Genomic DNA, 24,015 nt, shown 5'->3' on the forward strand with positions numbered 1-24,015 from the left:
CCACGACGACCCCGGTCACCCGCGACGATCCCGGTCACCCACCACGATCCCGGTCAGGCCACGACGACCGCGGTCAGGCCAGGTCGAGGGAGCGGGCGGCGGCCAGCGGGTCGTTGGCGATGGTGATGGGGGCGGGCGCGGTGGAGATGGCCCATTCCGGGTCCTTCAGGCCGTGGCCGGTGACGGTGCAGACGATCCTGGAGCCCGCCGGCACCCGCCCGGCGGCGGCCTGCTGGAGCAGACCCGCCACGCTGGCCGCGCTGCCCAGCTCGACGAAGACACCGACCTCGCGGGCCAGCAGCCGGTACGCGGCGAGGATCTCCCGGTCGGTGACCGCCGCGATCAGGCCGCCGGAGGCGTCCCGGGCGTCGATGGCCTTCGTCCAGCTCGCCGGGTTGCCGATCCGGATGGCGGTGGCGATGGTGGAGGGCTCGCGGACGACCTGGCCGGTCACGATGGGGGCGGCACCGGCGGCCTGGAAGCCGTACATCTTGGGGGCGCGGGTGGCGTTGCCGTCGGCCAGTTCCTCCGAGTAGCCCATCCAGTAGGCCGACACGTTGCCGGCGTTGCCCACGGGCAGGCAGTGGATGTCCGGCGCGTCACCCAGAGCCTCGACGATCTCGAACGCGGCCGTCTTCTGGCCGTGCAGCCGGTCGATGTTGACGGAGTTGACCAGCGCGACCGGGTAGTCCTGGGCGAGCTTGGCGGCCAGCGACAGGCAGTCGTCGAAGTTGCCGCTGACCTGGAGCAGCCTCGCGCCGTGCACCAGCGCCTGGGCCAGCTTGCCGAGCGCGATCTTGCCCTGGGGGACCAGCACCGCGCAGGTGAGCCCGGCACGGGCCGCGTACGCGGCGGCCGACGCGCTGGTGTTGCCGGTGGAGGCGCAGATGATGGCCTTGTTGCCGGACTCGACCGCCTTGGAGACGGCGAGGGTCATGCCCCGGTCCTTGAACGAGCCGGTCGGGTTGGCCCCCTCCACCTTCAGGTGGACGTCACAGCCGAGCCTCGCGGAGAGCACCGGCGCGGGCAGCAGCGGAGTGTTGCCCTCGTGCAGGGTGACGACCGGGGTGGCCCCGGTGACGGGCAGTCGGTCCCGGTAGGTCTCGATCAGGCCCCGCCACATGTCGCTCTCCTCGCCTCTGTCGCCCCGGCGCTTCGGGGTCCCTTCCAGCCTGGACCAGCCCTTTCGACCGGTCGAGGGCGCACCCACCCTTACCACCAGGCGAGACAGGGCCCGGCCGGTTCGCCCTGCCGGTTCGCCCGGCCGCGGCCCGGCGTCTCGCCGACGGAGGCGGACGCACCGCCCGCGCCGCGGCCCGCGACCCGTGGCGGGACGCCGCCCTAGGGGCCGCCCTCGACCCGCAGCACGCTCGCCACCGAGCGGACGATGTCCAGCCCGCGCAGCTCGCGCACGGTGGCGGCCAGCGCGGCGTCCGGCGCGACGTGGGTGACGATGACCAGGTCGGCGTCGTCGCCCCGGCCGGCCGCGCCACCGCCCGACGGGCCCTGCCGCACCGTGGCGATGGAGACGTCGTGCCGGGCGAACATCCCGGCCACCGCCTCCAGGACGCCCGGCCGGTCGGTCACGTCGAGGCTGATGTGGTAGCGGGTCAACGCCTCGCCCATCGGCCGCACGGGCAGGTCCGCGTACGCGGACTCGCTGGCCGAGCGCACCCCGGCGAGCCGGTTGCGGGACACCGCCACCACGTCGCCGAGCACGGCGCTGGCGGTGGGGGCGCCACCGGCCCCCCGCCCGTAGAACATGAGCTGGCCGGCGGCCTCGGCCTCGACGAAGACCGCGTTGAACGCGTCCCCGACGCTGGCCAGGGGGTGGGTGAGCGGGATCATCGCCGGGTGCACCCGCACGCTGACCGCCTCCCGGCCGGTCGCGTCGGCCCCCCGGGCAGCGATGCAGAGCAGCTTGATGGTGCAGCCCATGGCCTTGGCGCTGGCCACGTCGGCGGCGGTGACCTCGGTGATGCCCTCGCGGTGCACGTCGGCCGCGCCGACCCGGGTGTGGAAGGCCAGCGAGGCGAGGATGGCGGCCTTGGCCGCCGCGTCGAAGCCCTCCACGTCGGCGGTCGGGTCGGCCTCCGCGTACCCCAGTTCGGTGGCCTCCTCCAGGGCCTCGGCGAAGCCGGCGCCGGTGGCGTGCATGGCGGAGAGGATGAAGTTGGTGGTGCCGTTGACGATGCCGGTGACCCGGGTCACCCGGTCGCCGTGCAGCGACTCCCGCAGCGGGCGCAGCAGCGGGATCGCCCCGGCCACCGACGCCTCGTAGTACAGGTCGCCGCCACCCTCGGCTGCCGCGTCGTGCAGCGCCGCGCCGTCCTCGGCGAGCAGCGCCTTGTTGGCGGTGACGACGCTCTTGCCGGCCCGCAGCGCCTCGACCAGCCACCCCCGCGCCGGTTCGATGCCGCCGACCACCTCGATCACCACGTCGACGTCGTCGCGCTTGATCAGGCCCAGCGCGTCGGTGGTGAACAGCGACGGGTCGACCGGCAGGTCACCCCGGTCGCGGCCGAGCCGGCGCACGGCGATGCCGGCGATCTCCAGCGGGGCACCGATCCGGGCGGCGAGGTCGGCCGACTGGTCGTGCAGCAGCCGGACCACCTCGGTGCCGACGGTGCCGCAGCCGAGCAGGGCCAGGCGCACAGGTCGTTTCATCCCACATCCAAGGCGAGCAGGTCGTCTTCGGTCTCCCGCCGGACGATCAGGCGGGCCTGGCCGTCCCGCACCGCGACCACCGGGGGCCGGGGGACGTGGTTGTAGTTGCTGGCCATGCTCCGGCAGTAGGCGCCGGTGCCGGGCACCGCGACAAGATCTCCGGGCTGCACGTCGGCGGGCAGGAATTCATCCTTCACCACGACGTCCCCAGACTCACAGTGCTTTCCCACCACGCGGGCGAGCATCGGCTCGGCGGCGCTCGCCCGGGAGGCCAGGGTCGCCGAGTACGACGCGTCGTAGAGCGCGGTACGGATGTTGTCGCTCATCCCGCCGTCCACGCTGACGTACGTGCGGATGCCGTCCACGTCCTTCACGGTGCCCACCTCGTAGAGGGTGAACACGGCGGGGCCGACGATGGCCCGGCCCGGCTCGATGGACAGGTGCGGCACCACCAGCTGCTCCGCCGCGCACTCCGCATCGACGATCTTGCGGAGCCGCTTGGCCAGGTCGGCCGGCGCGGCCGGGTCGTCCTGCGTCGTGTACGCGATGCCGAAGCCGCCGCCCAGGTCCAGTTCGGGCAGCTCCACGCCCCGCGCGTCGCGGATCTGCGCCTGCAGGGCCAGCACCCGGCGGGCGGACACCTCGAAGCCGCTGGTGTCGAAGATCTGCGAACCGATGTGCGAGTGCAGGCCGCGCAGCTCCAGCACGCCCTCGTCGAGGATCCTGAAGGCGGCGGCGGCCGCCGCCCCGCCGGCCAGGGAGAAGCCGAACTTCTGGTCCTCGTGGGCGGTGGCGATGAACTCGTGGGTGTGCGCCTCCACGCCGACGGTCACCCGGACCAGCACCCGGGGGCGCACCCCGCGCTCACGGGCCAGCGCCGTCAGCCGGTCGATCTCGTCGAACGAGTCGACGATGATCCGGCCCACCCCCGCGTCCACCGCCCGGGCCAGCTCGGCGACGGACTTGTTGTTGCCGTGGAAGCCGATCCGTTCCGGCGGCATCCCGGCCGACAGCGCGGTGACCAGTTCGCCGCCGGTGCACACGTCGAGGAACAGGCCCTCCTCGGCGATCGCCCGCACCACGGCGCGGCACAGGAACGCCTTGCCCGCGTAGTAGACGTCCTCGGTCGGGAAGGCGGCCCGGAAGTCGCGGCAGCGTGAGCGCAGGTCGTCCTCGTCGAGCACGTACACCGGGGTGCCGAACCGGTCGGCGATGTCGCGGACCGACAGGCCCGCGACGGCGAGCGCGCCGTCGGCCGCGCGCGTCACGTGGCGCGGCCACAGCGCCGGCACCAGGGCGTTGACGTCGACCGGGGTACGCAGCCAGGCCGGCCCCCGGTTGCCGATGTCGCCGTGCAGGGCCCCTGCCTCGTGCGCCCGCATCAGCTGTCACCGTCCGCCGCGCGGCGGGCCGGCCGGGCCGCGCTCACATCCGCTCCGGAGCGGAGACACCGAGCAGGCGCAGGCCGTTGGCGATCACGGTGCGGGTGGCGTCGTTGAGCCACAGCCGAGCCCGGTGCAGGTCGGTGACCTCCTCGTCGCCGCGCGGCAGGATCCGGCAGTTGTCGTAGAACCGGTGGTACGCCCCGGCCAGGTCCTCCAGGTAGCGGGCCACCCGGTGCGGCTCGCGCAGCTCGGCGGCGGCGGCAACCACGTTGGGGAACTCGGCGAGCGCCTTGAGCAGCTCGTTCTCCTTGTCGTGGTCGAGCAGCTCCGGGCGGAACGCGTCCGCGTCCCCCCGGGTCAGTCCGACCTCGGCGGCGTTACGGCCGACGCTGGCGGTCCGCGCCGCCACGTACTGCACGTAGTAGACCGGGTTGTCGCGGGTCGCCCGGGTCCACAGCTCCACGTCGAGGTCGATCGGGGAGTCCGACGAGTAGCGGGCCAGCGCGTACCGGGCGGCGTCGACGCCGATCGCGTCGACCAGGTCCTCCAGCGTGACCATTGTGCCGAGCCGCTTGCCCATCCGCACCGGCTTCCCGTCGCGGACCAGGTTGACCAGCTGACCGATGAGGATCTCCAGGTTGACCGCCGGGTCGTCGCCGAAGCACGCGGCCATCGCCTTCATCCGGCCGATGTAGCCGTGGTGGTCGGCGCCCAGCATGATCACGACCCGGTCGAAGCCGCGCTCGCGCTTGTCCAGGTAGTAGGCGCAGTCGGCGGCGAAGTACGTCCACTCGCCGTTGGACTTGCGCAGCACCCGGTCCTTGTCGTCACCGAAGTCGGTGGTGCGCAGCCAGGTGGCGCCGTCGGCCTCGACGATGTGACCCTGCTCGCGCAACCGGGTCAGCGCGTGTTCCAGTTCACCCCGGTCGTGCAGGTCCTTCTCGTTGAAGTAGGTGTCGAACTCCACCCCGAAGTCGCGCAGCGACGCCTTGATCTCGTCGAACATGAGGGCGACGCCCTCGACCCGGAACACCTCCTGCGCGGCGGCGTCGTCCATGGTCGACACGTCGGGGCGCCGGGCGCGCACCTGCTCGGCGATCTCGGCGATGTACGCCCCGCCGTAGCCGTCCTCCGGCGCGGACTCGCCCCTGGCGGCGGCCAGCAGGGACCGGGCGAACCGGTCGATCTGGGAGCCGGCGTCGTTGAAGTAGTACTCGGTGCCGACCTCGGCCCCGGCGGCGCGCAGCAGCCGGCTCAGCGCGTCACCGACGGCCGCCCAGCGGACCCCGCCGATGTGCACGGGGCCGGTCGGGTTGGCGGAGACGAACTCCAGGTTGACCTTCAGCCCGGCGAGCCGGTCACCGCGCCCGTACGCGTCGCCGGCCTCGACGATCGACCGGGCGAGCTGCCCGGCGGCGGCGGCGTCGAGCCGGATGTTGAGGAAGCCCGGTCCGGCGATCTCCACCGACTTGACCCCCGGCGCGTTGCCGAGTTCCGCCGCCAGTGCGCTGGCCAGGTCGCGCGGCGGGACGCCCACCTTCTTGCTCAACTGGAGGGCGAGCGTCGACGCGTAGTCGCCGTGGTCGGGGTTGCGGGGTCGCTCGACCGCCGTACGCTCCGGCAGCGCGGCACGGTCGAGCCCGCGCTCGGTGAAGACGGCGTGGGCTGCGGTGAGGACGACCTCGGCGAGTTCTGCGGGAGTCACCGATCCATGTTATCGGGGGTAGACTCGGGCACTCGGCGGCGACCCTAGGTGTGGTAAGAGCCGCTACGCCCCCCGACCGACGAACCTGACGAGGACCGATGAGCATCAGCACCCCGGGTGGCCCGGAGCGCCGCCCGACCGTGGTCAGCACCGGCAAGAAGCCGGCGGCGGGCCGGCCGGCCGCGACCGGCAAGCCGGCCGGCGCCAAGGCCGGGGCGGGCAAGGCGACGGGCCCGCGTCCGGGCGCCGGCGGCAAGGGCCGCAAGCCGGTCACCCCGGTGAAGGTCAACCAGAGTCGCCCCTGGGGCCCGATCGCGCTCTTCGTGGCCGTGGGCCTGCTCGCCGTGTCGATCGTCGGCTACGGCGCCTGGGCCACCTTCAAGGGCTCCCAGCCGTGGGAGGAGCGCGCGGCCGACATCGACGGCGTCGTGAACTACCGGGAACTGGACAGCGAGCTGGTCAAGGGCGCGAACCACCAGGCCGGCCCCATCAAGTACGAGATCCAGCCGCCGGTGGCGGGCCCGCACAACGGTTCGTGGCAGAACTGCATGGGCGACGTCTACGACGCCCCGATCGCCAACGAGCACGCGGTGCACAGCCTGGAGCACGGCGCGGTCTGGATCACCTACCGCCCCGACCTGCCGGCCGACCAGGTCGGCAAGCTGCGCGAGCGGGTCCAGGGCGTCGAGAAGACGATGCTCAGCCCGTACGAGGGGCAGGACAAGCCGATCTCCCTGCAGGCGTGGGGCTACCAGCTCAAGGTCGACAACGCCGACGACGACCGGATCGACGAGTTCATCAAGACCCTGCGGATCAACGCCTCGATCGAGGGTCCGACGGCACTGTGCAACCAGGGCATCACGGCCACCGGCACCACGCCGCGCGACGGCGCCGGGATGCAGGGCTGAGGAGGAGACGATGAGCACCCCGACCATGATCGAGACCGGCCCGGCGCCCGACCGGGCCGTGCCGGCTCCGGCGCGGGCACGCCACTTCGGCACCGTGGCGCTGGCCCTCGCCGTCGTGGTCGGGCTGCTCCTCGGGTACGCCGGGGGCCTGCTCACGCCCCGACTGACCCAGCCCGGCGACGCCTCCGTCGAGGCGGGTTTCGCCCGGGACATGAGCACCCACCACGGGCAGGCGGTGGAGATGGGGCTGATCGCCTTCCAGCGGGCGTCCGACCCGGAGGTGCGCAGCATGGGCGGCGACATCGCGCTGGGCCAGCAGGGCGAGCTGGGCGCGATGCAGACGTGGCTGCGCTCGTGGGGGCTGGATCCGACCGGTTCGCAGCCGCCGATGGCGTGGATGCCCGACGGCGCAGAATCGGTGCACGACGGGTTGATGCCGGGCATGGCCACCCCGCAGGAGATGGCCGCCCTACGGGCCGCGCAGGGCACCGACGTCGACGTGCAGTTCCTCCGGCTGATGATCAATCACCACATCGGCGGCATCCACATGATCGACGGCATCCTCGACGTCACCGACGAACCGGACGTGGTCCGGCTCGCCCAGACGATGAAGAACACCCAGCAGACCGACCTGACCAATCTCCGCAACGCGCTGGAGCGCCTCGGCGGCTGAACCAGCCTCGGGTCACCAGCCACCTCCGGGTCCGCGCCGGCACCGTCCGGCGCGGACCCGGCTCATGTCCGACCCGGCCTACACATCCGACCCGGTCTCACGTCCGACCCGCCCTTATGTCCGACTTGGGGCAACTGCCACCTCCTGCCCTCTTGGGGCATTTGGAGACCTTTCTACGTAGATATCGTGACCAGTTGCGATTCGTACTCGTTGCGCAGGACGTGGGGGTTGCACTCAGAGACGCGCGGCGCTCGGTCACCAGCTGGTGCCGACGCCACACCATCGGCGGTGACGGGGCGGTGGCAGCCGTCCGTCGCGGACAGCGGCAGGGCGAGCCGGGAACGCTCAGTCGCGAACAGGAACTCGAACTGATCGACGCCCTGCGTGGCGTCTACCCCGACGCGTTCGGCCTGGACGAGGAGCTGTGGACTCGGCAGAGCCTGCACACGCTCATCCAGACCCGCTTCGCACTGCCGCTGGACGCCGGCGCGGTCGGGGCGTACCTGCGGGCCTGGGGGCTCGGCCCCCGCGAACCCCGCGAGCGGGCCTGCGGGCTGTGCGTCGGCGCGGTGGAACGCTGGGTCCGCAGCGAGTACCCGACGATCACCCGCGCCGCCCAGGAGCACCTCGCGGAGGTCTACTGGATCGGGCGGATCCGGCTGCGCGGCACCATGCCGGCCGCCGACGTGATCTCCGCGGTGTCGTTCCGTGGCCGGGTACGCTTCATGATCACCACACCCACCGTCGACCCGCCCCTGCCCCGCGACTTCGTGCTGCGGCTCAGCGGCGCGCAACAGCGCACCGTGCACCTGATCGTCGACGGCTCCTGGCCCCGCAACGAGTGGCCGCGCCGACTTCCCCGCCGGGTCGTCATGCATCCGCTGCCCAGTTGCGGCCGCGCGGCAGCCGCCTGACTCACCGCCCGAGGGCGTCCGGCGCCACGGCATACCGATTCGGCGTACGCGGAGGAGGTTTGCTAGTCTTCTCCAGTCGCTGAGCCCCCGTAGCTCAGGGGATAGAGCACCGCCCTCCGGAGGCGGGGGCGCAGGTTCGAATCCTGCCGGGGGCACCAGAGATCGCCGGAAAGCCCGGGCCCGAAGGGCCAGGGCTTCTTCGTACCCGGCCACCGGGGCCGAACCAGCGAGCACCGGGCCCCGGAGCCGGCGAACCACCAGCCCCGGAGCCGGCGAACCACCAGCCCCGGAGCCGGCGAACCACCAGGGCCGGACCGCGCACGCTCGGGCCGGGCGGCTACGCGTACTCAGTCGGCGGCGCGGCGGGCGCGGGCCCGGCGCTTCCCCTCGTGCATGGCGGCCACCCGGGCGACCGGGATGGTGTGCCCCTCGGCCACCAGGTCGGCGGGCAGCCGCTGCGGTGGCGGCATCCCCTCGGCCCAGGGGTCACGGTCGGTCACCAGCGCGGGCGCGGTGCGGACGGTGAAGTCCGCCGGGGCGACCGACGGCAGGTCGTCCCAGGCGACCGGGAACGACACCGGCAGGCCCGGCCGCAACCGTGGGCTGTACGCCGCCACCACGGTCGCCCCACCGGCTCGGGTGGAGTCCACGAAGACCTTCCCCTCCCGGTCCTTGCGGATGAACGCGGTGGTGGCCAGGGCCGGGTCCAGTCGTTCGGCGTGGGCCGCCAGGGCGCGGGTCGCGGCGGCCAGATCCTCCGGCGGCGAGCCCTCGTCGACGGGCACGAAGACGTGCAGCCCCTTCGCCCCGCTGGTCTTGACCGCGCCAGCCAGGCCGGCATCGCCCAGAGCCTGTCGGACCAGCAGCGCGGCGGCCACCGCCACCCCGAACGCGGCCCCCTCCGGCGGATCCAGGTCGAGGATCAGGTGGGTGGGGCGACGCGGGTCGTCGGCGGTCGCCAGCGCGGGGTGGTACTCCACGGCGCGTTGGTTGGCGAACCAGAGCAGGGTGCGCCGGTCGTCGCAGAGCGCGTAGGAGATCTCCCGGTGTGACGCCTCCGCCCACACCGCCGCCCGCCGCACCCAGTCCGGGGTGTACTTCGGCAGGTTCTTCTGCATGAACGGGGGCTGGCCGGGCCGGAACCGGATGACCGACAGCGGCCGGCCGCGCAGCACGGGCAGGATCCGGTCCCGCACCGCGTCGAGGTAGTCGACGAGGTCCCGCTTGCTGGCCCCGTCGTACAGCTCCTGGTCGAGGTTGGTCAGTGCCACCCCGTCCCGGTTCTCCCCCGCCCCGCTCATCCGCCCACCCTCCCCGCCGACGCGCCGGCGGTCAACCGGACACGGCGGCTGATCCGCCCCCCGCCCGTACGTCGGCGAGCATCCGCTCCGTGGCGGCCCGGGCCACCGCGTGGAGGCCGGTGCCGAAGCTGACCCGCGCCGCCCCGAGCGCAGCCAGAGCGGCAGGCCCGGGACCACCCGGCCGGGCGAGGAGGTTCACCGGGGCGGCCACCTGGTCGACGAAGCGCCGGGCGGGGTCGGGGTCGGCCAGCAGGATCGGGTAGACGCAGTCCGCCCCGGCGGCCAGGTAGCGGCGGGCCCGGTGGACCGCCTCGGTCAGTTCGTCCGCCGCGGTGGCGGGGGCGGACCGGAGGAAGACGTCGATCCGGGCGTTGAGCACCACCGGCACCCCGACGGCGTCGGCCGCCGCCCGCACGGACGCCACCAGGTCGGCCTGTGCCGCCACGTCGACCAGCGCGCCGGTACGCGGGTCGGAGTCCTCCAGGTTCAGCCCGACCGCCCCGGCCTCCAGCAGACGCCCGACCAGTTCGTCGGGGCGCAGCCCGTACCCCCGTTCCAGGTCGGCGGTGACGGGGACGGTGACCGCCCCGGCGATCCGGGCGACCGCCGCGAACATCTCGGCGGGCGGAGTGGCCTCCCCGTCGGCGTGGCCGAGTGACTCGGCGACGGCGGCGCTGCTGGTGGCGACGGCGGGGAAACCGGCCGCGGCGACGGCGCGGGCCGAGCCCGGGTCCCAGACGTTGGGCAGGACCAGCGGGTGCCCGGGTCGGTGCGCGGCGCGCAGCCGGGCCGCCTGCCCGGTCGGTGTCACGGTCATGGTCACCATCCTCGGCCGGTTTCCGACCCCCCGCCGAGGGCCAATCCGGCACCGGTGGACATCCCGCTGTGGCGAATGCCACGGAAGGAGTCTGACCGATCGGTCAAGGTCTGACCGATCGGTCAGGCATGCTGAAGCGGGGGGTGACCGGCAGATGGCACGGGTGGTACCGGAGACGCGTGACGAGATCCTGGCCGCAGCGGCACGGCGGTTCGCCGTGACCGGCTACCGGGGGACCTCGTTGCAGGACATCGCCCGCGAGGTGGGCTGCTCCAAGGCAGCGGTGCTCTACCACTTCGCCAACAAGGAGGCCATCCTCACCGAGCTGATGGCCCCGGCCATCGCCGTGCTGGCGGCACTCGACGAGCGCATCTCCCGGGAGACCGGCGGGGCCGCCCAGCGGGTCGCCGCCGAGGGCTTCGTCGACCTGGCGGTGCGTTTCCGGCGGGAGATCGCGCTGCTGCGCGGCGAGTTCCCCGAACTGCTGCGACAGCCCGCCTTCGCGCACATCCAGCGGATCGCGGAACGGTTGCAGGACGCCCTGGCCGGGCACACCGACCGGCTGCCCGCCCGGGTCGCCGCGCTGGTGCTGCTGGCCGGCATCTCCGAAGCCTGTGCCGAGTTCGCCGACGTCGGCGACACCGAACTGCGCGACGCGCTGCTCACGCTCGTACGACGGGCACTGGACACCCCCGACTGACCCGTCCCACCCAATCCACCCACGACCGAGGACAAGGAACGTTCATGGCGACCCTGCTCTACCGGCTCGGCCGGGGCTCGATGCGCCGGCGGCGACTCGTCGCCGTGCTCTGGCTCGTCGTACTCGTCGGGCTCGGCCTGGCGGCGGCGACGCTGCGCGGCCCGACGGCGAGCAACTTCACGATGCCCGGCACCGAGTCCCAGCGCGCCCTCGACCTGCTCGCCGAGCAGTTCCCGGCGGCCAGCGGCGCCACCGGCACGATCGCGGTCAAGGCACCGGCCGACGGCCAGCTCGGCACTCCCGAGGGGCAGGCGGTGGTCCAGGGGATCATCGCCGAAGCCGCCGCGCTGCCCGGCGTCGTCGGTGCCGTCGACCCGTTCCAGGTCGGCGCGATCTCCCCGAACGCCCGGTACGCGCTGGTCCAGGTGCAGTTCGCCGGAGGTGCCGACGAGCTGACCGACGAGCAGCGCGACGCGTACGAGGAGATCGGCGGCCAGGCCGAGTCCCAGGGCTGGCAGGTGGCTCCCGGCGGCGAGGTGCTCAACACCGAGCCGGAGGTCGGCTCCACCGAGGCGATCGGCGTCGCGGTGGCCCTCCTGGTGCTGGTGGTGACCTTCGGCTCACTGGTGGCTGCCGGGATGACGATGCTCAACGCGCTGATCGGCGTCGGTGTCGGCATGGCCGGCCTGTTCACCCTGAGCAGCGTGGTCGAGTTGACCAGCACGGCCCCGATCCTGGCCCTGATGCTGGGCCTGGCGGTCGGCATCGACTACTCACTGTTCATCACCTCGCGCTACCGGCAGAACCTGCTCGAAGGGCTCCCCGCCGACGAGGCGGTCGGCCGCGCGGTCGGCACGGCCGGCTCCGCCGTCACGTTCGCCGGTGCGACGGTGGTGATCGCCCTCGCCGGTCTCGCTGTGGTGAACATCCCGTTCCTGACCGTGATGGGTCTCGCCGCCGCCGGCACGGTGACCGTGGCCGTGCTCGTCGCCCTCACCCTCCAGCCGGCCCTGCTCGGCTTCGCCGGCCGGCGGGTGCTGTCCCGCAAGCGGCGCGACGCCGCGTTCGCGCCCGCCGCGCCCGCGCAGACCACGCAGACCGCGCCCGAGCAGGCCACGCCCGAGCAGGCCACGCCCGCGTCGGCCGACGCCGCCCCCGCCGAGGACCGGTCCGCCTTCGGTTTCCGCTGGGCGCGCCTGGTCACCCGGTTCCGGGTGCCGGTGATCCTCGTCGGATTGCTCGGTCTCGGGCTGCTGGCCCTGCCCGCCCCGGACATGCGCCTGGCGCTGCCGGACGCCGGCACCGCCCCGGTCGGCTCGCCGGCCCGCGAATCCCACGACCTGATCACCGAGGGCTTCGGTCCGGGCTTCACCGGCCGACTGGCCGTGGTCGTGGCCGGCGACGACGCCCAGGCCACCGCCGCCGCCGTGCCGCAGGTGGCGGCCCTGGTGCAGGGCACCGAGAACGTCCTCGCGGTGGCTCCGCCACAGCTGAGCCCGGACGGCCGGACCGCGCTGCTCGGGGTGATCCCGAGGACCGGCCCGACGGAGCCGGCGACCGAGACCCTGGTCAACGACATCCGTGACTCGGTCGGCGGGATCCAGAACGCGGAGGTGCTGCTCACCGGCGTGACCGCGATCGGCATCGACGTCTCCGAGAAGCTCTCCGACGCGTTGCCGGTCTACCTGCTGCTGGTGGTGGGCCTGTCCGTGCTGCTGCTGATGCTGGTGTTCCGGTCCCTGCTGGTGCCGGTCAAGGCCGCGCTGGGCTTCCTGCTCACCGTCGCCGCGACATTCGGCATCACGGTGGCCGTGTTCCAGGAGGGGACGCTGGCCGGCCTGGTCGGTCTGGACACCCCGGGTCCGCTGATCAGCTTCCTGCCCATCCTGCTGATCGGCATCCTGTTCGGCCTGGCCATGGACTACGAGGTCTTCCTGGTCTCCCGGATGCGGGAGGACTTCGTGCACGGCGACACCGCGCAGCAGGCCACCATCAACGGAATGGGGCACGGTGCCCGGGTGGTCACCGCCGCCGCGCTCATCATGATCTCGGTGTTCGGCGGCTTCGTCTTCCTCGACGACCCGGTGATCAAGTCGATGGGCTTCGCGCTCGCGATCGGCGTCGCCATCGACGCCTTCGTGGTCCGGATGACCATCGTGCCGGCGGTGATGTCGCTGCTCGGGGCGAAGGCGTGGTGGCTGCCGCGTTGGCTGGACCGGGCGCTGCCCAACGTCGACATCGAGGGGGAGGGCCTGCGCAACCACCTCGGCGAGAAGACTCCCGCGAACGTCTGACCCGCCGACCGGAGGCGGTCGCGGTGCCCGAGTGGGCACCGCGACCGCCTCCGGCGTTCTCAGGTGCCGGCCGGGTAGGTCTCCATCTCACCGGGCGTGGTGAGGGCGGGCAGCGGGTGCAGCGCCGTCGTCTCGTCGCACCAGATGAACGCGTCGTACCGCTCCCCCAGCCGGGTCGGCATGTAGTTGCCCCAGGCTTCGAACGACGGGTCGTAGACCACCCCGATGGCCCGGTGGTCCAGTGCGTCGGTGACCCAGCCGGGCTGGTCGGCGGGGTCACCGAAGACGAGCACCGCCCGCTCCGGCATCAGTTCGTGCAGCCGGTGTTCCACCGACCCGGGGCGGGCCGGCGGCACCAGCATGGCCTCGGCCGGTGAGCCCCACCGGGGCACGGCGGTCACCGTTCCCCGCCAACAGCCGAAGCCGACCAGGACGACCGCGTCCGAGCCGTGCCGTTCCCGGGCCAACTGGCCGATGTTGACCATCCCGTCGGCCGCCATGTCGGTGGCCCGCGCATCCCCGACGTGGGTGTTGTGGGCCCACACGATCCCCCGGGCGCCGGGGCCGTGGCGGCTCAGCAGCCGGTCCAGAGTGTCGGCCATGTGGGTGTCGCGGACATTCCACGACTCCGGGCCGCCGCCCACCATCGTCCGGTAGTAGCGCTCCGCGCCGGCGATCACCTCCGCGTTCTGCCAGGCCGCGAAGGCGGCGGGCCCGTCGACGGCGGCGTGTTCCCGGGTCCGGGTCAGCAGGCGGATCACCTCCTCCTCGCAGCGGGCGGAGACGAACCGGCTGGCGGTGCCGTACTCCTCGACCCGCTTGCCGTACGGCTCGAAGCACCGGTACGCGTCCTGGGCGGCCTCCAGCGACGCCGGGTCCTCCTCGCCGACGTAGTCGAAGATCGCCCGCATCGACTCCCACAGGCTGTAGACGTCCAGCCCGTGGAAGCCGGCCCGGTCCTGCTCGGGTCGTTCCAGGTTCCACGCCCGCAGCCAACGGCAGAAGCGGGCCACCTCGGCGTTGGCCCACATCCAGGTCGGCCATCGCTCGAAGCGTTCCAGCGCGGTCTGCGGCTCGGCCGCACCGCCCGGGGCGGCGACGACCGACCGGTGCACCCGTTCGCAGTCGGGCCAGTCCCCCTCGACGGCGACGAAGGAGAAGCCGCACTCGGCGATGAGCCGCCGGGTGAGCTGCTCGCGGATCCGGTAGTAGTCGTAGCTGCCGTGCGTCGACTCGCCGATCATCACCAGTCGGGCGTCCCGGACACGCTCCAGCAACGGGTCGAGGTCGCTCGGTGCGCCGAGCCGCTGAACCAGCATGGTCGCGGCTACCCGTCGCGACGAGGGGCAAACGGGTGGGCGCGGCGCACCCGAGCGGCATGCCGCCCCGCTGAGCGGGTAGCCGGGCGGCATGACCGTCACCGGGGCGCAGTTGCAGGAGTACCTGGCCGGGCTCGACTACCCGGTCTCCCGCGAGGACCTGGTCCGGTGGGGCCAGGAGAACGGGGCGAGCACGGAGGCGCTGGCGCTGCTGCGGTCGCTGCCGGCCGTGGAGTTCGGCTCCCCGGCCGAGCTGGGCGAGGCGCTGGACATGCTGGCCTGAGCAGCGGTAGCCGGCCGGAGCAGCGGCAGCCCGCCGGGGGCCGGCGACCTGGCCCGACCAGCGGCCACCACGGCCGGCCCGGTCGCCGGTCATCGGGCGTGCAGCAGACGGAACAGCACCAGCCACTGCTCCGGCCAGACGTGCCCCACCGGGGTCGCCGGGTCGAGCCGGGCGGCCCGCAGCACCGCCGCGAGCCGGGCCCGCGGATGCCGGCGCCCCAGCGAGGCCGCGAGCGAGCCGCCGACCCCGCCGAACCCGAGCTCCACCATCCTCTGGTACGCGGGCAGCGTGGCCGCCGGCAGCAACGGCTCCGGCCTACGGGCGATCCGCAGGATCCCGGCGTCCACCCGGGGCACCGGCCGGAAGGCCGTACGCGGCACCCGTCCCGCCAGCCGCCAGGTGAACTCCGGCCACGTCGAGACCGTCAACCGGCTCCAGCGGCCCTGGTCGCCGGCCCGGCGGCGGGCGTACTCCAGTTGGGTGAGCAGGGTCGCGGCGCGCAGCTCCGGCGCGGTGAGGCACCAGCGCACCACGGCCGAGGTCAACGACCAGGGGATGTTGCCGACCACCTCGAACGGTTCCGGCGGGACGGGTGCGGCGAGGAAGTCGGCCTGCCGGTGGGTGACGTTCGGCAGGGCCGCGCAGACCCGGGCCAGCGTCGCGCCGGCGGCCGGGTCGACCTCGTACGCGACCAGGTGCCCACACCGCGCGGCGAGCGGCCGGGTGAGCTGGCCGCGACCGGCCCCCACCTCCAGCAGCAGGCCGTGGGGGTCGGGTCGGGCGGCGTCGACCAGCCGGCCGATGGCCGCCGGGTCGGCGAGGAAGTTCTGGGACAGTACGCGACGGGACCGGTCGCGTTCGGTCGTGCGGGTACGGCGGGGCGCCACGGGTTCGTCCTGTCTGTCGCACTCGGCGACGGGCACGGACAGGCCGCGTCGGGGCCTGCCCGGTCAACGGGGACTCGGACGGCCCTGGTGGTGGCGCGGAGCTGATCCTTGGCACCGCAGATGCGCACCCCGCGCGGTCGCAGTGGCGTGGGTGTCGCGATGTGGTGGTCGGCGGTGGATCAGACGCGGGTCGCGCCGGCCAGGGCCGGGCGCCGGAAGCGGGGGCGGACCGTGAGCCACGGCCCGAGGACGACCGGCGCACCGGCCACCTCGATCAGAGCGTGCGCGAACATGCGCCCGACCCTACCGACGTCGACGTGCCCACTCGACCCGTTTCGTACAAGCCCGCCCGCACCGGCTCGGCGGGGCGGCACGCCCGCCGCGCCGCGCCTGCCCCCCGGCCCCGCCTGCCCACCGACCGCGGGTGCCCCTGGCCGCGCCTGCCGCCCCCGTCAGGCCGGAAGGTCGACGGTGCGGGCCTCGGCGCGGGCGGTCTCGGCGGCGGCGAGCACCGCGACCACCTCGCGCCCGAAGCGGACGTCGCAGTGGTGGTCACGGGTGCCCGAAGCGACCTCCGCCAGCAACTGGTCGATCGCCACCCCGAACGCCTCGGCCGCGCTGCCCGCACCGGGCGGCACGGCCTCGACCCCGTTGTCGCCGTAGAAGACGAACTCGTGGGCCGCCGCCGCAGGCGGCGCGTCGAGGGTGAGTGACACGGTGCTCGTGGCACCGCCGTCGTGACCGAGCAGCAGGTGCACCAGCCCCCTCGGGCCGTCCGACGCCGCCACCCGGTTCACCCGGCCGAGCACCGGCAGGAGGATCGACAGGGCGTGCGGCCCGATGTCCCAGAGCGCGCCGTGCCGCCGACGCCAGAGCGAGCCCCCGTACGGGCTGCCGGGCTGGAAGATCGACCCGAACCGGACCGCGTGCGCGGTGTGCCACCCCCCGGCGGCTGCTGCCGAGGCGAGGAAGCCGGCGACATCCGGCTGGTAACGGGCGGTGAAGAAGACCACCGAGGCGACCCCGGCCCGCCCGGCCTCGGCGACCACCCGGTCGGCGTCGGCGACAGTCAGCGCCAGGGGCTTGTCCAGCAGCAGGTGACGGCCGGCGGACGCCGCCCGGGTGGCGATGCCGGCCTGCACGTCCGGCGGCAGGGCGACGGCCACCGCGTCACACGCCTCGATCAGGGCGTCGACGTCGTCGTACGCCGGGACGCCGTACCGCTGGGCGAGGGCGGTGGCCCTGCCGGGGTCGCGTCCCCAGACGCCGGCGAGCGTGGCCGCCGGGTGCGCGTCGAGCGCCGCGCCGTGCGTCTCCGCCGCCCAGTGTCCCGTGCCGAACAACCCGAACCGCACGTTGTGCCTCCTCTGCCCTCGTGCCGGCGTGGGTCCATCCTGTCGGGTGTCGCGCCGGCCCCACCGCCCGGGGGCGGACCGGGTGGGTGGGGCTGCGGTGGGGCTTGTACTACGGGGGTTAGTAGAGTGGTGCGGTGACCGACATGCGCGCCGGGTGGAGCCGGTGACCAGCGCGGCGGCCGTGGGCGGCTCGCCGGTGGACGGTCTGCTCGCGACCGCCTCGATCGTGCTGTCCCTGCTCGTCGCCGCCTGGGCGCTGGTGTCCACGCTGCGTCACCGCGCCCCGGACCGCGTCCAGCTGATCGGGCTGGCGGTGCTGGAGTTGGCGCTGCTCGCGTTGACCGTGCTGGCGCTCGTCGCCCTGGCCGGTGGTGACCGGCCGGGCGAGCCCGGTGCCTTCTTCGGCTACCTGGTGACGCTGCTGTGCCTGCCGCCGCTGGCCGCGGTGCTCGCCCGGATGGAACCGACCCGGTGGGGCTCGGCCATCGTCTGCGCGGTCTGCCTGGTGCTCCCCGTGGTGGTGGTCCGGCTCCAGCAGACCTGGGCGGTGCTCGGTGGCTGACCGCACCGCCGGCCGACGCGGCGACGCCGCCCGGCCCGGCGCGCGGGCCGAAGCAGCGGTACGCACCAACGCCGGTCCGGGACGCCTGCTGATCGCCGTCTACCTGCTCTTCGCCATCGCCGCGACCAGCCGCGCCGGTCTGCAGATCGCGACGCGGTTCGACGAGGCGCCGGTGGCGTACCTGCTCTCGGCTCTCGCCGCCGTCGTCTACATCGTGGCCGCGGTGGGCCTGGCCCGGGCCGGGCACGCCGGCCGCCGGGTCGCGCTGGCCTGCTGTGCCGTGGAGCTGGTCGGTGTGCTGGGGGTGGGTGCGCTCAGCCTGGCCCACCCCGACCTGTTCCCCGACGAGACGGTCTGGTCGGGCTTCGGCAGCGGCTACGGCTACATCCCGCTGGTGCTGCCGGTGCTCGGCCTGGCCTGGCTCTGGCACACCCGCGACACCCCGGCCTGAGCGCCCGGCCCCGGCCGTGGACGGGCCCGCCGGAGCGGTCCGGCAGGCCCCCGGCGGTCCCCCACGGCGACCGGGCGGTCAGTCCTTCGGGCCGCCCGCGACGTAGACGACCTGCCCGGAGACGAAGGACGCGCCCTCGCTGACCAGGAAGGAGATGGTGTGCGCGACGTCCTCGGGGCGGCCGGGACGACGGACCGGGATCTCGGCGGCGGCGTGCTTCTGCAACGCCTCGAAGTCGACCTTCATCCGGGCGGCGGTGGCGGCGGTCATGTCGGTGACGATGAAGCCGGGCGCGACCGCGTTCACGGTCACCCCGAACGGTCCCAGCTCGATGGCCAGGGTCTTGGTGAAACCCTGCAGACCGGCCTTGGCCGCCGAGTAGTTGGCCTGCCCCCGGTTGCCCAGCGCCGACGTGCTGGACAGGTTGACGATGCGGCCCCACTTCCGCTCGACCATGTGCTTCTGGGTGGCCTGGCTGAACAGGAAGGCACCCCGCAGGTGTACGCCCATGACCGTGTCCCAGTCGACCTCGGTCATCTTGAACAGCAGGTTGTCGCGGAGCACGCCGGCGTTGTTGACCAGCACGGTCGGCGCGCCCAGTTCGGCGGCGACCCTGTCCACGGCGGCCTCCACCTGGGCCCGGTCGGCGACGTCCGCGCCGACACCGACCGCCCGACCGCCGGTGGCGGCGATGGCGTCGACGGTGTCCTTGGTCGCCGACTCGTCGATGTCCACGACGGCGACGGCCATCCCGTCGGCGGCCAGGCGGCGGGCGGTGGCCGCCCCGATCCCCCGCGCCGCTCCGGTGACGATGGCGACGCGCTGCTCCTCCGACATGCCTACCTCCCGGTAACTTCGCTCGACGGCAGGAGCCTAACCCACCACGGCGTCGCGCCGCCGGTGTCGATCCGGGCGCGGGACCGGATCGGCCGGCGGCGCGACGCCGTGGGGGTCGCCGTCCAGCGGACCGGTCAGGAGGACCAGGAGCGGCACAGACGGATCCAGCGGTAGCCGTAGCCGGCGACCTTGAGCCGGTCCAGCTTGCCCACCGGCTCGTAGCTGCGGTCGGTGAGCACGTCGATCGGCAGATCGGACTCGGGGGCCAGTGAACTGAGGTCCACCTCGGCGTCCTCGGTGCTCAGGTTGTGCAGGAAGACCATCGTGCCGGTGGCACCGTCCGCGCGGTGGGCCAGCACGCCCGGGGGCATCGGCTGGTCGATGTGCGTGGTGGAGCCCGAGCCGATCTCGGGAGCCTCCCGCAGCGTCCTGATCATCCGCTCGAACCAGGCGAGCAGGGAGTTGCGGTCGATGCGCTGCGCGGTGACGTTGACCTGCTCGTAGCTGAACTCACCCTTGTCGATGACCGGGCGGACCAGCTTCTCCGGCTCCGCCGTGGAGAAGCCGGCGTTCGGCTGGTACGACCACTGCATCGGGGTACGGATCGACTCCCGGCCGGGCAGTGACAGGTCGTCGCCCATGCCGATCTCCTCGCCGTAACGCAGCACCGGCGTGCCGCGCAGCGAGAACTGCAACGCGTACGCCAGCTCGATGCGCCGACGGTCGTTGCCGAGCATCGGGGCCAGCCTGCGCCGGATGCCCCGGTCGTAGATGCGCATGTTCTCGTCGGGGCCGAACTGCGCGTACACCTCGTTGCGCTGCTCGGTGGTGAGCCGGGACAGGTCGATCTCGTCGTGGTTGCGCAGGAAGGTCGCCCACTGGCCGCCCTCCGGCAGCGCCGGGGTGTCCCGCAGCGCCTCGATCACCGGCTCCGGGTCCTGCCGGGCCAGGGCGAGCATGAGCCGCCCGTTGAGCATGAAGTCGAACAGCATGTGCAGCCGGTTGGCCGAGCCCCCGGCGTCGCCGAAGAAGACCGGCAGTTCGTCGGGTTCGACGTTCGCCTCGGCCAGCAGGACCGCGTCGCCGCGCCGCCACTGCACGTGCTGACGCAGCTCGGTGAGGAACTCGAAGTCCTTCGGCGAGTCCGGGTTGCCCGGTTCGGTCTGCTCGATGATGAACGGCACCGCGTCCATCCGGAACCCGGCGACACCGAGCTGGAGCCAGAACGACATGATCTTCTTGATCTCGGCCCGGACCTCGGGGTTGGTCACGTTCAGGTCGGGCTGGAACCGGTAGAACCGGTGGTAGTACCACGCCTTGGCGGTGCGGTCGTAGGTCCAGGTCTCGTGCTGCTCGCCGGGGAACACCATGCCCTGGTGGCGGTCGTCCGGCTCGTGGTCGGACCAGACGTACCAGTCGCGGTAGGGCGAGTCCGGCGAGGAGCGGGCGGACTGGAACCACGGGTGCTGGTCGGAGGTGTGGTTGACCACCAGGTCGATGATCACCCGGATACCCCGGAGCTGCGCCTGGTGCAGCAGCTCGGCGAAGTCGCCGAGGGAGCCGAAACGGGGGTCGATGTTGTAGTAGTCGGTCGCGTCGTACCCGTCGTCACGGTTGGGCGAGGGGTGGATGGGGTGCAGCCAGAGGCAGGTCACGCCCAGCCGTGCCAGGTAGTCCAGCCGGCCGATCAGCCCCCGGATGTCGCCGACGCCGTCGCCGTCGGAGTCCGCGTACGTGTCGATGTCGAGGCAGTAGACGACGGCCTCGGAGTACCACCTGTCAGACATGCTGGTCTTATGTCTCCGATCGCCACGGCCGGCAAACGCGCAGGGCGTGGACAGGGCGGTGCGGGGGTGTCCGGTCACACGTCTGGCGGGCTACGGTGCCGGGCATGAACGTGGACGCGCCGGAAGACGACCGCACCGTGGACTGGGCGGAAGGCCACTGGTTGCACCAGCCCGTTCGCGCCGACCGCACCGACGAGGGGCAGTTGCTGGTCGAGCCGGCTGCCGGCTCGGACTTCTGGCGGCACACCAGCTACGGGTTCGTGCACGACGACGGTCCGGCGCTGCTGCGGGACATGCCCGAAGGCAGCGCGGTCGAGGTGAGCTTCGTGCTCGACTACCGGGCCCAGTTCGACCAGGCCGGGATCCTGGTGCGGGTGGACGAGCACACCTGGGTCAAGGCCGGGGTCGAGGTCAGCGACGGCCAGCCCCAGCTCGGTGCGGTCGTCACCCGTGGATCGTCCGACTGGTCGGTCGCGCCCGTGCCCGGGTGGAGCGGCCGGGAGGTCACCGTCCGGGCCAGCCGGGCCGGTGACGCCCTGACCGTACGGGCGCGGGTGGCCGGCGAGCCGTGGCGACTGGTCCGGCTCGCCCCGCTGGACCCCGACGCCCCGGCCCGGGGCGGCCCGTTCTGTTGCTCCCCGACCCGCGGCGGCCTGACCGTACGCTTCACCGCCTGGCGCGAGACCCCGCCGGATCCCGCCCTCCACCCGTGACTCACCCGCCCACCACGGACGTGCGGGATCACGGGTGGCCACCCTCCGCCGCCGCCCGGTACGAGGACGCAGGAAAGGTCCGGCACACGGGCAGGAACGGGTGTGGTGGGGGCAGGTCAGGGTAGGAGTGCACGACCCGCGACCACCACACCGAAGGATCGTCATGCCGCTCGCCCAGAACGTCGACCCCACCAGACTCGGCGGGCTGACCGGCTGGGTGGCGGGGGTGATCGACGCGGCCGGCGCGCTCGGCGTGGCGCTGCTGGTGGCCCTGGAGAGCATCGTCCCGCCGATCCCCAGCGAGATCGTCCTGGCGATGGCGGGTTACCTCGCCGGAGAGGGGCGCTTCCACGTGGTGGTGGTGACCCTGGCCGCCACCGCCGGTTCCCTGCTCGGCGCGCTGTTCCTCTACTGGGTGGGCGCGGCGCTCGGGGAGGAGCGGCTCAAACGCTGGTTGGACCGGCTGCCGCTGGTCGACCGCGACGACCTGGAACGGGCCGACCGGTGGTTCGAACGGTACGGCCGGTGGGCGGTGTTCCTCGGCCGGATGGCACCGGTGGTCCGCAGCCTGGTCAGCGTGCCCGCCGGGGCGAACCGGATGCCGTTGGGCGAGTTCGTGGTGCTGACCACGCTGGGCAGCGGCATCTGGAACGCGGTCCTGATCGGCCTCGGCTACGCGCTCGGTACACGCTGGGAGCAGGTGGACCGGTACAGCTCCTGGTTCGACTACGGCATCATCGCGATCTTCGTCGTCATGATCGTGTCCTGGGCGGTGAAGAAGATACGCCGCCGCTCCGCCGAGCGCGACCGGGCCACCGCGTCCCACTGACCCCGACCGGGCCACCGCGTCCCACTGACCCCGACCGGGCCACCGCGTCCCCGCTGACCCCGGGTCGTGGTGCCCGCAGCCGCCGCCCACCCGGCCACCACGGGCACCACGTCCGCCCTGCCGGGCACAGATCCCCTGACCGGGCACCGTGCCGCCGCCCGGGGCGTCAGGCGTCAGGGCAGGGTGTCGAGGTGGGGGGCCACCGTGCGGGCGAAGGCGTTGTTGTTGGTCACGTCCCAGTTGACCGACCAGGTCATCGCGCCCCGCAGGTTCGGGTAGGTGCGCGGCGGACGGAAGCTCCCGCAGTTGGTGCCACGGGTCAGGCAGTCGAGAGCGGCGTTGACCACGCTGGGCGCGACGACACCGCCGCCGGCCGCCCCGGGACCGGCCGGCAGGCCGAGCCCGACCTGGTCGGGACGCAGCCCCGCCTCCAGTTGGAGGCAGGCCAGCGCGACGATGAAGTTCACCGTCCCCTGGGCGTACGCGGCGTTCTGGTCGCAGCCCAGCATCGCACCGGAGTTGTAGAACTGGGTGTTGACCACCGTCAGGATGTCCTTGATGTCCAGCGCCAGCTTGAAGTAGCTGGTGGCCGGCGACTGCATGTCGATGGTCTGCGGCGCCATCGCGATGATCAGTCGACTGCCCACCTTGGCGTGCAGCGAACGCAGCGCCTGTGCCATGTAGGTGGGGTTGAGCCCGTTCTCCAGGTCGATGTCGACGCCGTCGAAGCCGTAGCGCTGGATCAGGGCGTACACGCTGTCGCTGAACGCCACGGCGGAGGCGGCGTCGTTCACCGCCACCCGGCCGGTCTCGCCGCCGACCGAGATGATGACCTTCTTGCCCCGGCTCTGCAGGGTGCGTACGTCGGCGGAGAAGTCCGCGTCGGTGTAACCGCCGAGCGCGGCGGACAGCCCGGGGTCGACGGCGAAGTCGACCGCGCCGGGGGTGGCGGTGGCGTCGGCGAAGGCCACGGCGACCACGTCGTACTCGGCGGGCACGTCACGCAGCCGCAGCTCGACGGCCGGGTTGTCGAAGTTGTGCCAGTAGCCGGTGAGGATGCGCTTCGGCAGCCCGGTGACCGGCGGCGGGCTGGTCGGGGGCGGCGTCGTGGGGGGCGCGGTCGTGGGCGGCGCGGTGGTCGGGGGCACGGTGGTGGGCGGGGCGGTGGTCGGGGGCGGGCTGCCACCGCATGACGCGCCGTTGAGCTGGCAGCCGACCGGGCTGCCCGGCCCGGTGCCGAGGAAGCCGAAGGAGACCGAGGCACCCGGGGCGATGGTGCCGTTCCAGGAGCGGTTGGTGAAGGTGTGGCGCTGCCCGGACGAGCTCAGCAGCGCGTCCCAGTAGGTGCCGACGGCGGTTCCCGCCGGCAGGTCGAACGACAGCGTCCAGCCGGAGACGGTGGACGAGCCGCCGTTCGTGATCGTGTACTTCCCCTCCCAACCCGACCCCCAGTCGGAGGTCTTGACGAACGTGGCGGTGGCTCCGGCGGCGAACGCGGGGGCCGCCACCCACACCGCCCCCAGCGCGGCGGCCACGGCCGCCACCACCGACAACACCAGAGAACGTGACCGTTTCACGCGACCCTCCACCTGGACGACATCCATGGACTTCATCATCGACGCCTATTA

Annotated in this window: 21 protein-coding genes, 1 tRNA gene and 2 pseudogenes; 12 read left to right on the plus strand and 12 right to left on the minus strand. The window is 73.2% G+C overall.

Annotated elements, in window-relative coordinates; genetic code table 11:
- Positions 1 to 73: 73 nt before the first annotated feature.
- The 4 genes from thrC to argS form a co-directional block, all read right to left on the minus strand.
- Positions 74 to 1,123 carry a threonine synthase gene (gene thrC / locus GA0070616_RS07640; RefSeq protein ID WP_091078539.1) on the minus strand — a complete coding sequence of 350 codons (1,050 nt, stop codon included), beginning with the start codon at positions 1,121 to 1,123 and terminating at the stop codon, positions 74 to 76.
- A 218-nt stretch (positions 1,124 to 1,341) separates the two neighbouring features.
- Positions 1,342 to 2,655, minus strand: a complete 1,314-nt coding sequence (locus tag GA0070616_RS07645) for a homoserine dehydrogenase (protein WP_175440248.1) — start codon at positions 2,653 to 2,655, stop codon at positions 1,342 to 1,344.
- Positions 2,656 to 2,663: 8 nt separating this feature from the next.
- Complete coding sequence (gene lysA / locus GA0070616_RS07650) at positions 2,664 to 4,049, minus strand: diaminopimelate decarboxylase (protein ID WP_091078547.1); 1,386 nt, start codon at positions 4,047 to 4,049, stop codon at positions 2,664 to 2,666.
- Positions 4,050 to 4,092: 43 nt separating this feature from the next.
- The gene (argS, locus tag GA0070616_RS07655; protein ID WP_091078550.1) at positions 4,093 to 5,757 is read right to left on the minus strand and encodes an arginine--tRNA ligase; all 1,665 of its coding nucleotides are present in this window, start codon (positions 5,755 to 5,757) and stop codon (positions 4,093 to 4,095) included.
- Between the two features lie 98 nt (positions 5,758 to 5,855).
- Between argS and GA0070616_RS07660 the strand changes: the two genes are divergently transcribed.
- The 4 genes from GA0070616_RS07660 to GA0070616_RS07675 all read left to right on the plus strand — a co-directional run bounded on the left by GA0070616_RS07660 (position 5,856) and on the right by GA0070616_RS07675 (position 8,410).
- Complete coding sequence (locus tag GA0070616_RS07660) at positions 5,856 to 6,665, plus strand: thioredoxin-like domain-containing protein (protein WP_091078552.1); 810 nt, start codon at positions 5,856 to 5,858, stop codon at positions 6,663 to 6,665.
- Positions 6,666 to 6,675: 10 nt separating this feature from the next.
- The gene (locus GA0070616_RS07665; RefSeq protein ID WP_091078555.1) at positions 6,676 to 7,338 is read left to right on the plus strand and encodes a DUF305 domain-containing protein; all 663 of its coding nucleotides are present in this window, start codon (positions 6,676 to 6,678) and stop codon (positions 7,336 to 7,338) included.
- Between the two features lie 221 nt (positions 7,339 to 7,559).
- Positions 7,560 to 8,252: a winged helix-turn-helix domain-containing protein gene (locus GA0070616_RS07670; RefSeq protein ID WP_091078558.1), complete on the plus strand. Its 693-nt coding sequence runs from the start codon at positions 7,560 to 7,562 to the stop codon at positions 8,250 to 8,252.
- A gap of 83 nt (positions 8,253 to 8,335) precedes the next feature.
- Positions 8,336 to 8,410 (plus strand) — tRNA-Arg (locus GA0070616_RS07675).
- A 189-nt stretch (positions 8,411 to 8,599) separates the two neighbouring features.
- On the opposite strand, the gene GA0070616_RS07680 is transcribed toward GA0070616_RS07675, so the two are convergent.
- Positions 8,600 to 9,553 carry a DNA polymerase domain-containing protein gene (locus tag GA0070616_RS07680; protein ID WP_091078561.1) on the minus strand — a complete coding sequence of 318 codons (954 nt, stop codon included), beginning with the start codon at positions 9,551 to 9,553 and terminating at the stop codon, positions 8,600 to 8,602.
- A gap of 31 nt (positions 9,554 to 9,584) precedes the next feature.
- Entirely contained in the window at positions 9,585 to 10,370 is a 786-nt protein-coding gene (locus GA0070616_RS07685) for an isocitrate lyase/PEP mutase family protein (RefSeq protein ID WP_091078565.1), read from the minus strand.
- Positions 10,371 to 10,524: 154 nt separating this feature from the next.
- Between GA0070616_RS07685 and GA0070616_RS07690 the strand changes: the two genes are divergently transcribed.
- The 3 genes and pseudogenes from GA0070616_RS07690 to GA0070616_RS29420 form a co-directional block, all read left to right on the plus strand.
- Complete coding sequence (locus GA0070616_RS07690) at positions 10,525 to 11,070, plus strand: TetR/AcrR family transcriptional regulator (RefSeq protein WP_091078568.1); 546 nt, start codon at positions 10,525 to 10,527, stop codon at positions 11,068 to 11,070.
- 44 nt (positions 11,071 to 11,114) lie between these two features.
- Positions 11,115 to 12,126, plus strand: a pseudogene (locus GA0070616_RS29415) (MMPL family transporter); the annotation flags it as partial.
- 95 nt (positions 12,127 to 12,221) lie between these two features.
- Positions 12,222 to 13,364 (plus strand): annotated as a pseudogene (locus GA0070616_RS29420) (MMPL family transporter); the annotation flags it as partial.
- 59 nt (positions 13,365 to 13,423) lie between these two features.
- On the opposite strand, the gene GA0070616_RS07700 reads toward GA0070616_RS29420, so the two are convergent.
- Positions 13,424 to 14,683 carry an erythromycin esterase family protein gene (locus GA0070616_RS07700; RefSeq protein ID WP_091078574.1) on the minus strand — a complete coding sequence of 420 codons (1,260 nt, stop codon included), beginning with the start codon at positions 14,681 to 14,683 and terminating at the stop codon, positions 13,424 to 13,426.
- A gap of 91 nt (positions 14,684 to 14,774) precedes the next feature.
- On the opposite strand from GA0070616_RS07700, the gene GA0070616_RS07705 reads away from it, so the two are divergent.
- Complete coding sequence (locus GA0070616_RS07705; protein WP_091078578.1) at positions 14,775 to 14,966, plus strand: DUF2795 domain-containing protein; 192 nt, start codon at positions 14,775 to 14,777, stop codon at positions 14,964 to 14,966.
- An 89-nt stretch (positions 14,967 to 15,055) separates the two neighbouring features.
- Here GA0070616_RS07705 and erm read toward each other — a convergent pair whose 3' ends face one another.
- Both erm and GA0070616_RS07715 read right to left on the minus strand, forming a co-directional pair.
- On the minus strand, positions 15,056 to 15,853 hold the full coding sequence (gene erm / locus GA0070616_RS07710; RefSeq protein WP_091090162.1) for an ErmE/ErmH/ErmO/ErmR family 23S rRNA (adenine(2058)-N(6))-methyltransferase: 798 nt from the start codon (positions 15,851 to 15,853) through the stop codon (positions 15,056 to 15,058).
- 452 nt (positions 15,854 to 16,305) lie between these two features.
- Entirely contained in the window at positions 16,306 to 17,208 is a 903-nt protein-coding gene (locus tag GA0070616_RS07715) for a Gfo/Idh/MocA family protein (protein WP_091078581.1), read from the minus strand.
- Between the two features lie 154 nt (positions 17,209 to 17,362).
- On the opposite strand from GA0070616_RS07715, the gene GA0070616_RS07720 reads away from it, so the two are divergent.
- Both GA0070616_RS07720 and GA0070616_RS07725 read left to right on the plus strand, forming a co-directional pair.
- Positions 17,363 to 17,770 (plus strand): hypothetical protein, encoded by a 408-nt coding sequence (locus GA0070616_RS07720; RefSeq protein WP_091078585.1) that lies wholly within the window; start codon positions 17,363 to 17,365, stop codon positions 17,768 to 17,770.
- Entirely contained in the window at positions 17,763 to 18,221 is a 459-nt protein-coding gene (locus GA0070616_RS07725; RefSeq protein ID WP_245712693.1) for a hypothetical protein, read from the plus strand. The genes GA0070616_RS07720 and GA0070616_RS07725 overlap by 8 nt, the downstream gene beginning before the upstream one ends.
- A gap of 78 nt (positions 18,222 to 18,299) precedes the next feature.
- Here the strand turns inward: GA0070616_RS07725 and fabG are convergent, their stop codons facing one another.
- The gene (gene fabG, locus GA0070616_RS07730) at positions 18,300 to 19,058 is read right to left on the minus strand and encodes a 3-oxoacyl-ACP reductase FabG (protein WP_091078587.1); all 759 of its coding nucleotides are present in this window, start codon (positions 19,056 to 19,058) and stop codon (positions 18,300 to 18,302) included.
- A 134-nt stretch (positions 19,059 to 19,192) separates the two neighbouring features.
- Entirely contained in the window at positions 19,193 to 20,845 is a 1,653-nt protein-coding gene (locus GA0070616_RS07735) for an alpha-amylase family protein (RefSeq protein WP_091078590.1), read from the minus strand.
- Between the two features lie 104 nt (positions 20,846 to 20,949).
- On the opposite strand from GA0070616_RS07735, the gene GA0070616_RS07740 reads away from it, so the two are divergent.
- Both GA0070616_RS07740 and GA0070616_RS07745 read left to right on the plus strand, forming a co-directional pair.
- Positions 20,950 to 21,558, plus strand: coding sequence for a DUF1349 domain-containing protein (locus GA0070616_RS07740; protein WP_091078594.1), 609 nt, complete (start codon positions 20,950 to 20,952; stop codon positions 21,556 to 21,558).
- Between the two features lie 163 nt (positions 21,559 to 21,721).
- Positions 21,722 to 22,387, plus strand: coding sequence for a DedA family protein (locus GA0070616_RS07745; RefSeq protein WP_091078597.1), 666 nt, complete (start codon positions 21,722 to 21,724; stop codon positions 22,385 to 22,387).
- A 173-nt stretch (positions 22,388 to 22,560) separates the two neighbouring features.
- Here GA0070616_RS07745 and GA0070616_RS07750 read toward each other — a convergent pair whose 3' ends face one another.
- Positions 22,561 to 23,964 (minus strand): chitinase, encoded by a 1,404-nt coding sequence (locus GA0070616_RS07750; RefSeq protein ID WP_091090169.1) that lies wholly within the window; start codon positions 23,962 to 23,964, stop codon positions 22,561 to 22,563.
- Positions 23,965 to 24,015: the final 51 nt, after the last annotated feature.

Origin of the sequence: Micromonospora nigra, assembly GCF_900091585.1 — a bacterium.
Taxonomy (GTDB): domain Bacteria; phylum Actinomycetota; class Actinomycetes; order Mycobacteriales; family Micromonosporaceae; genus Micromonospora; species Micromonospora nigra.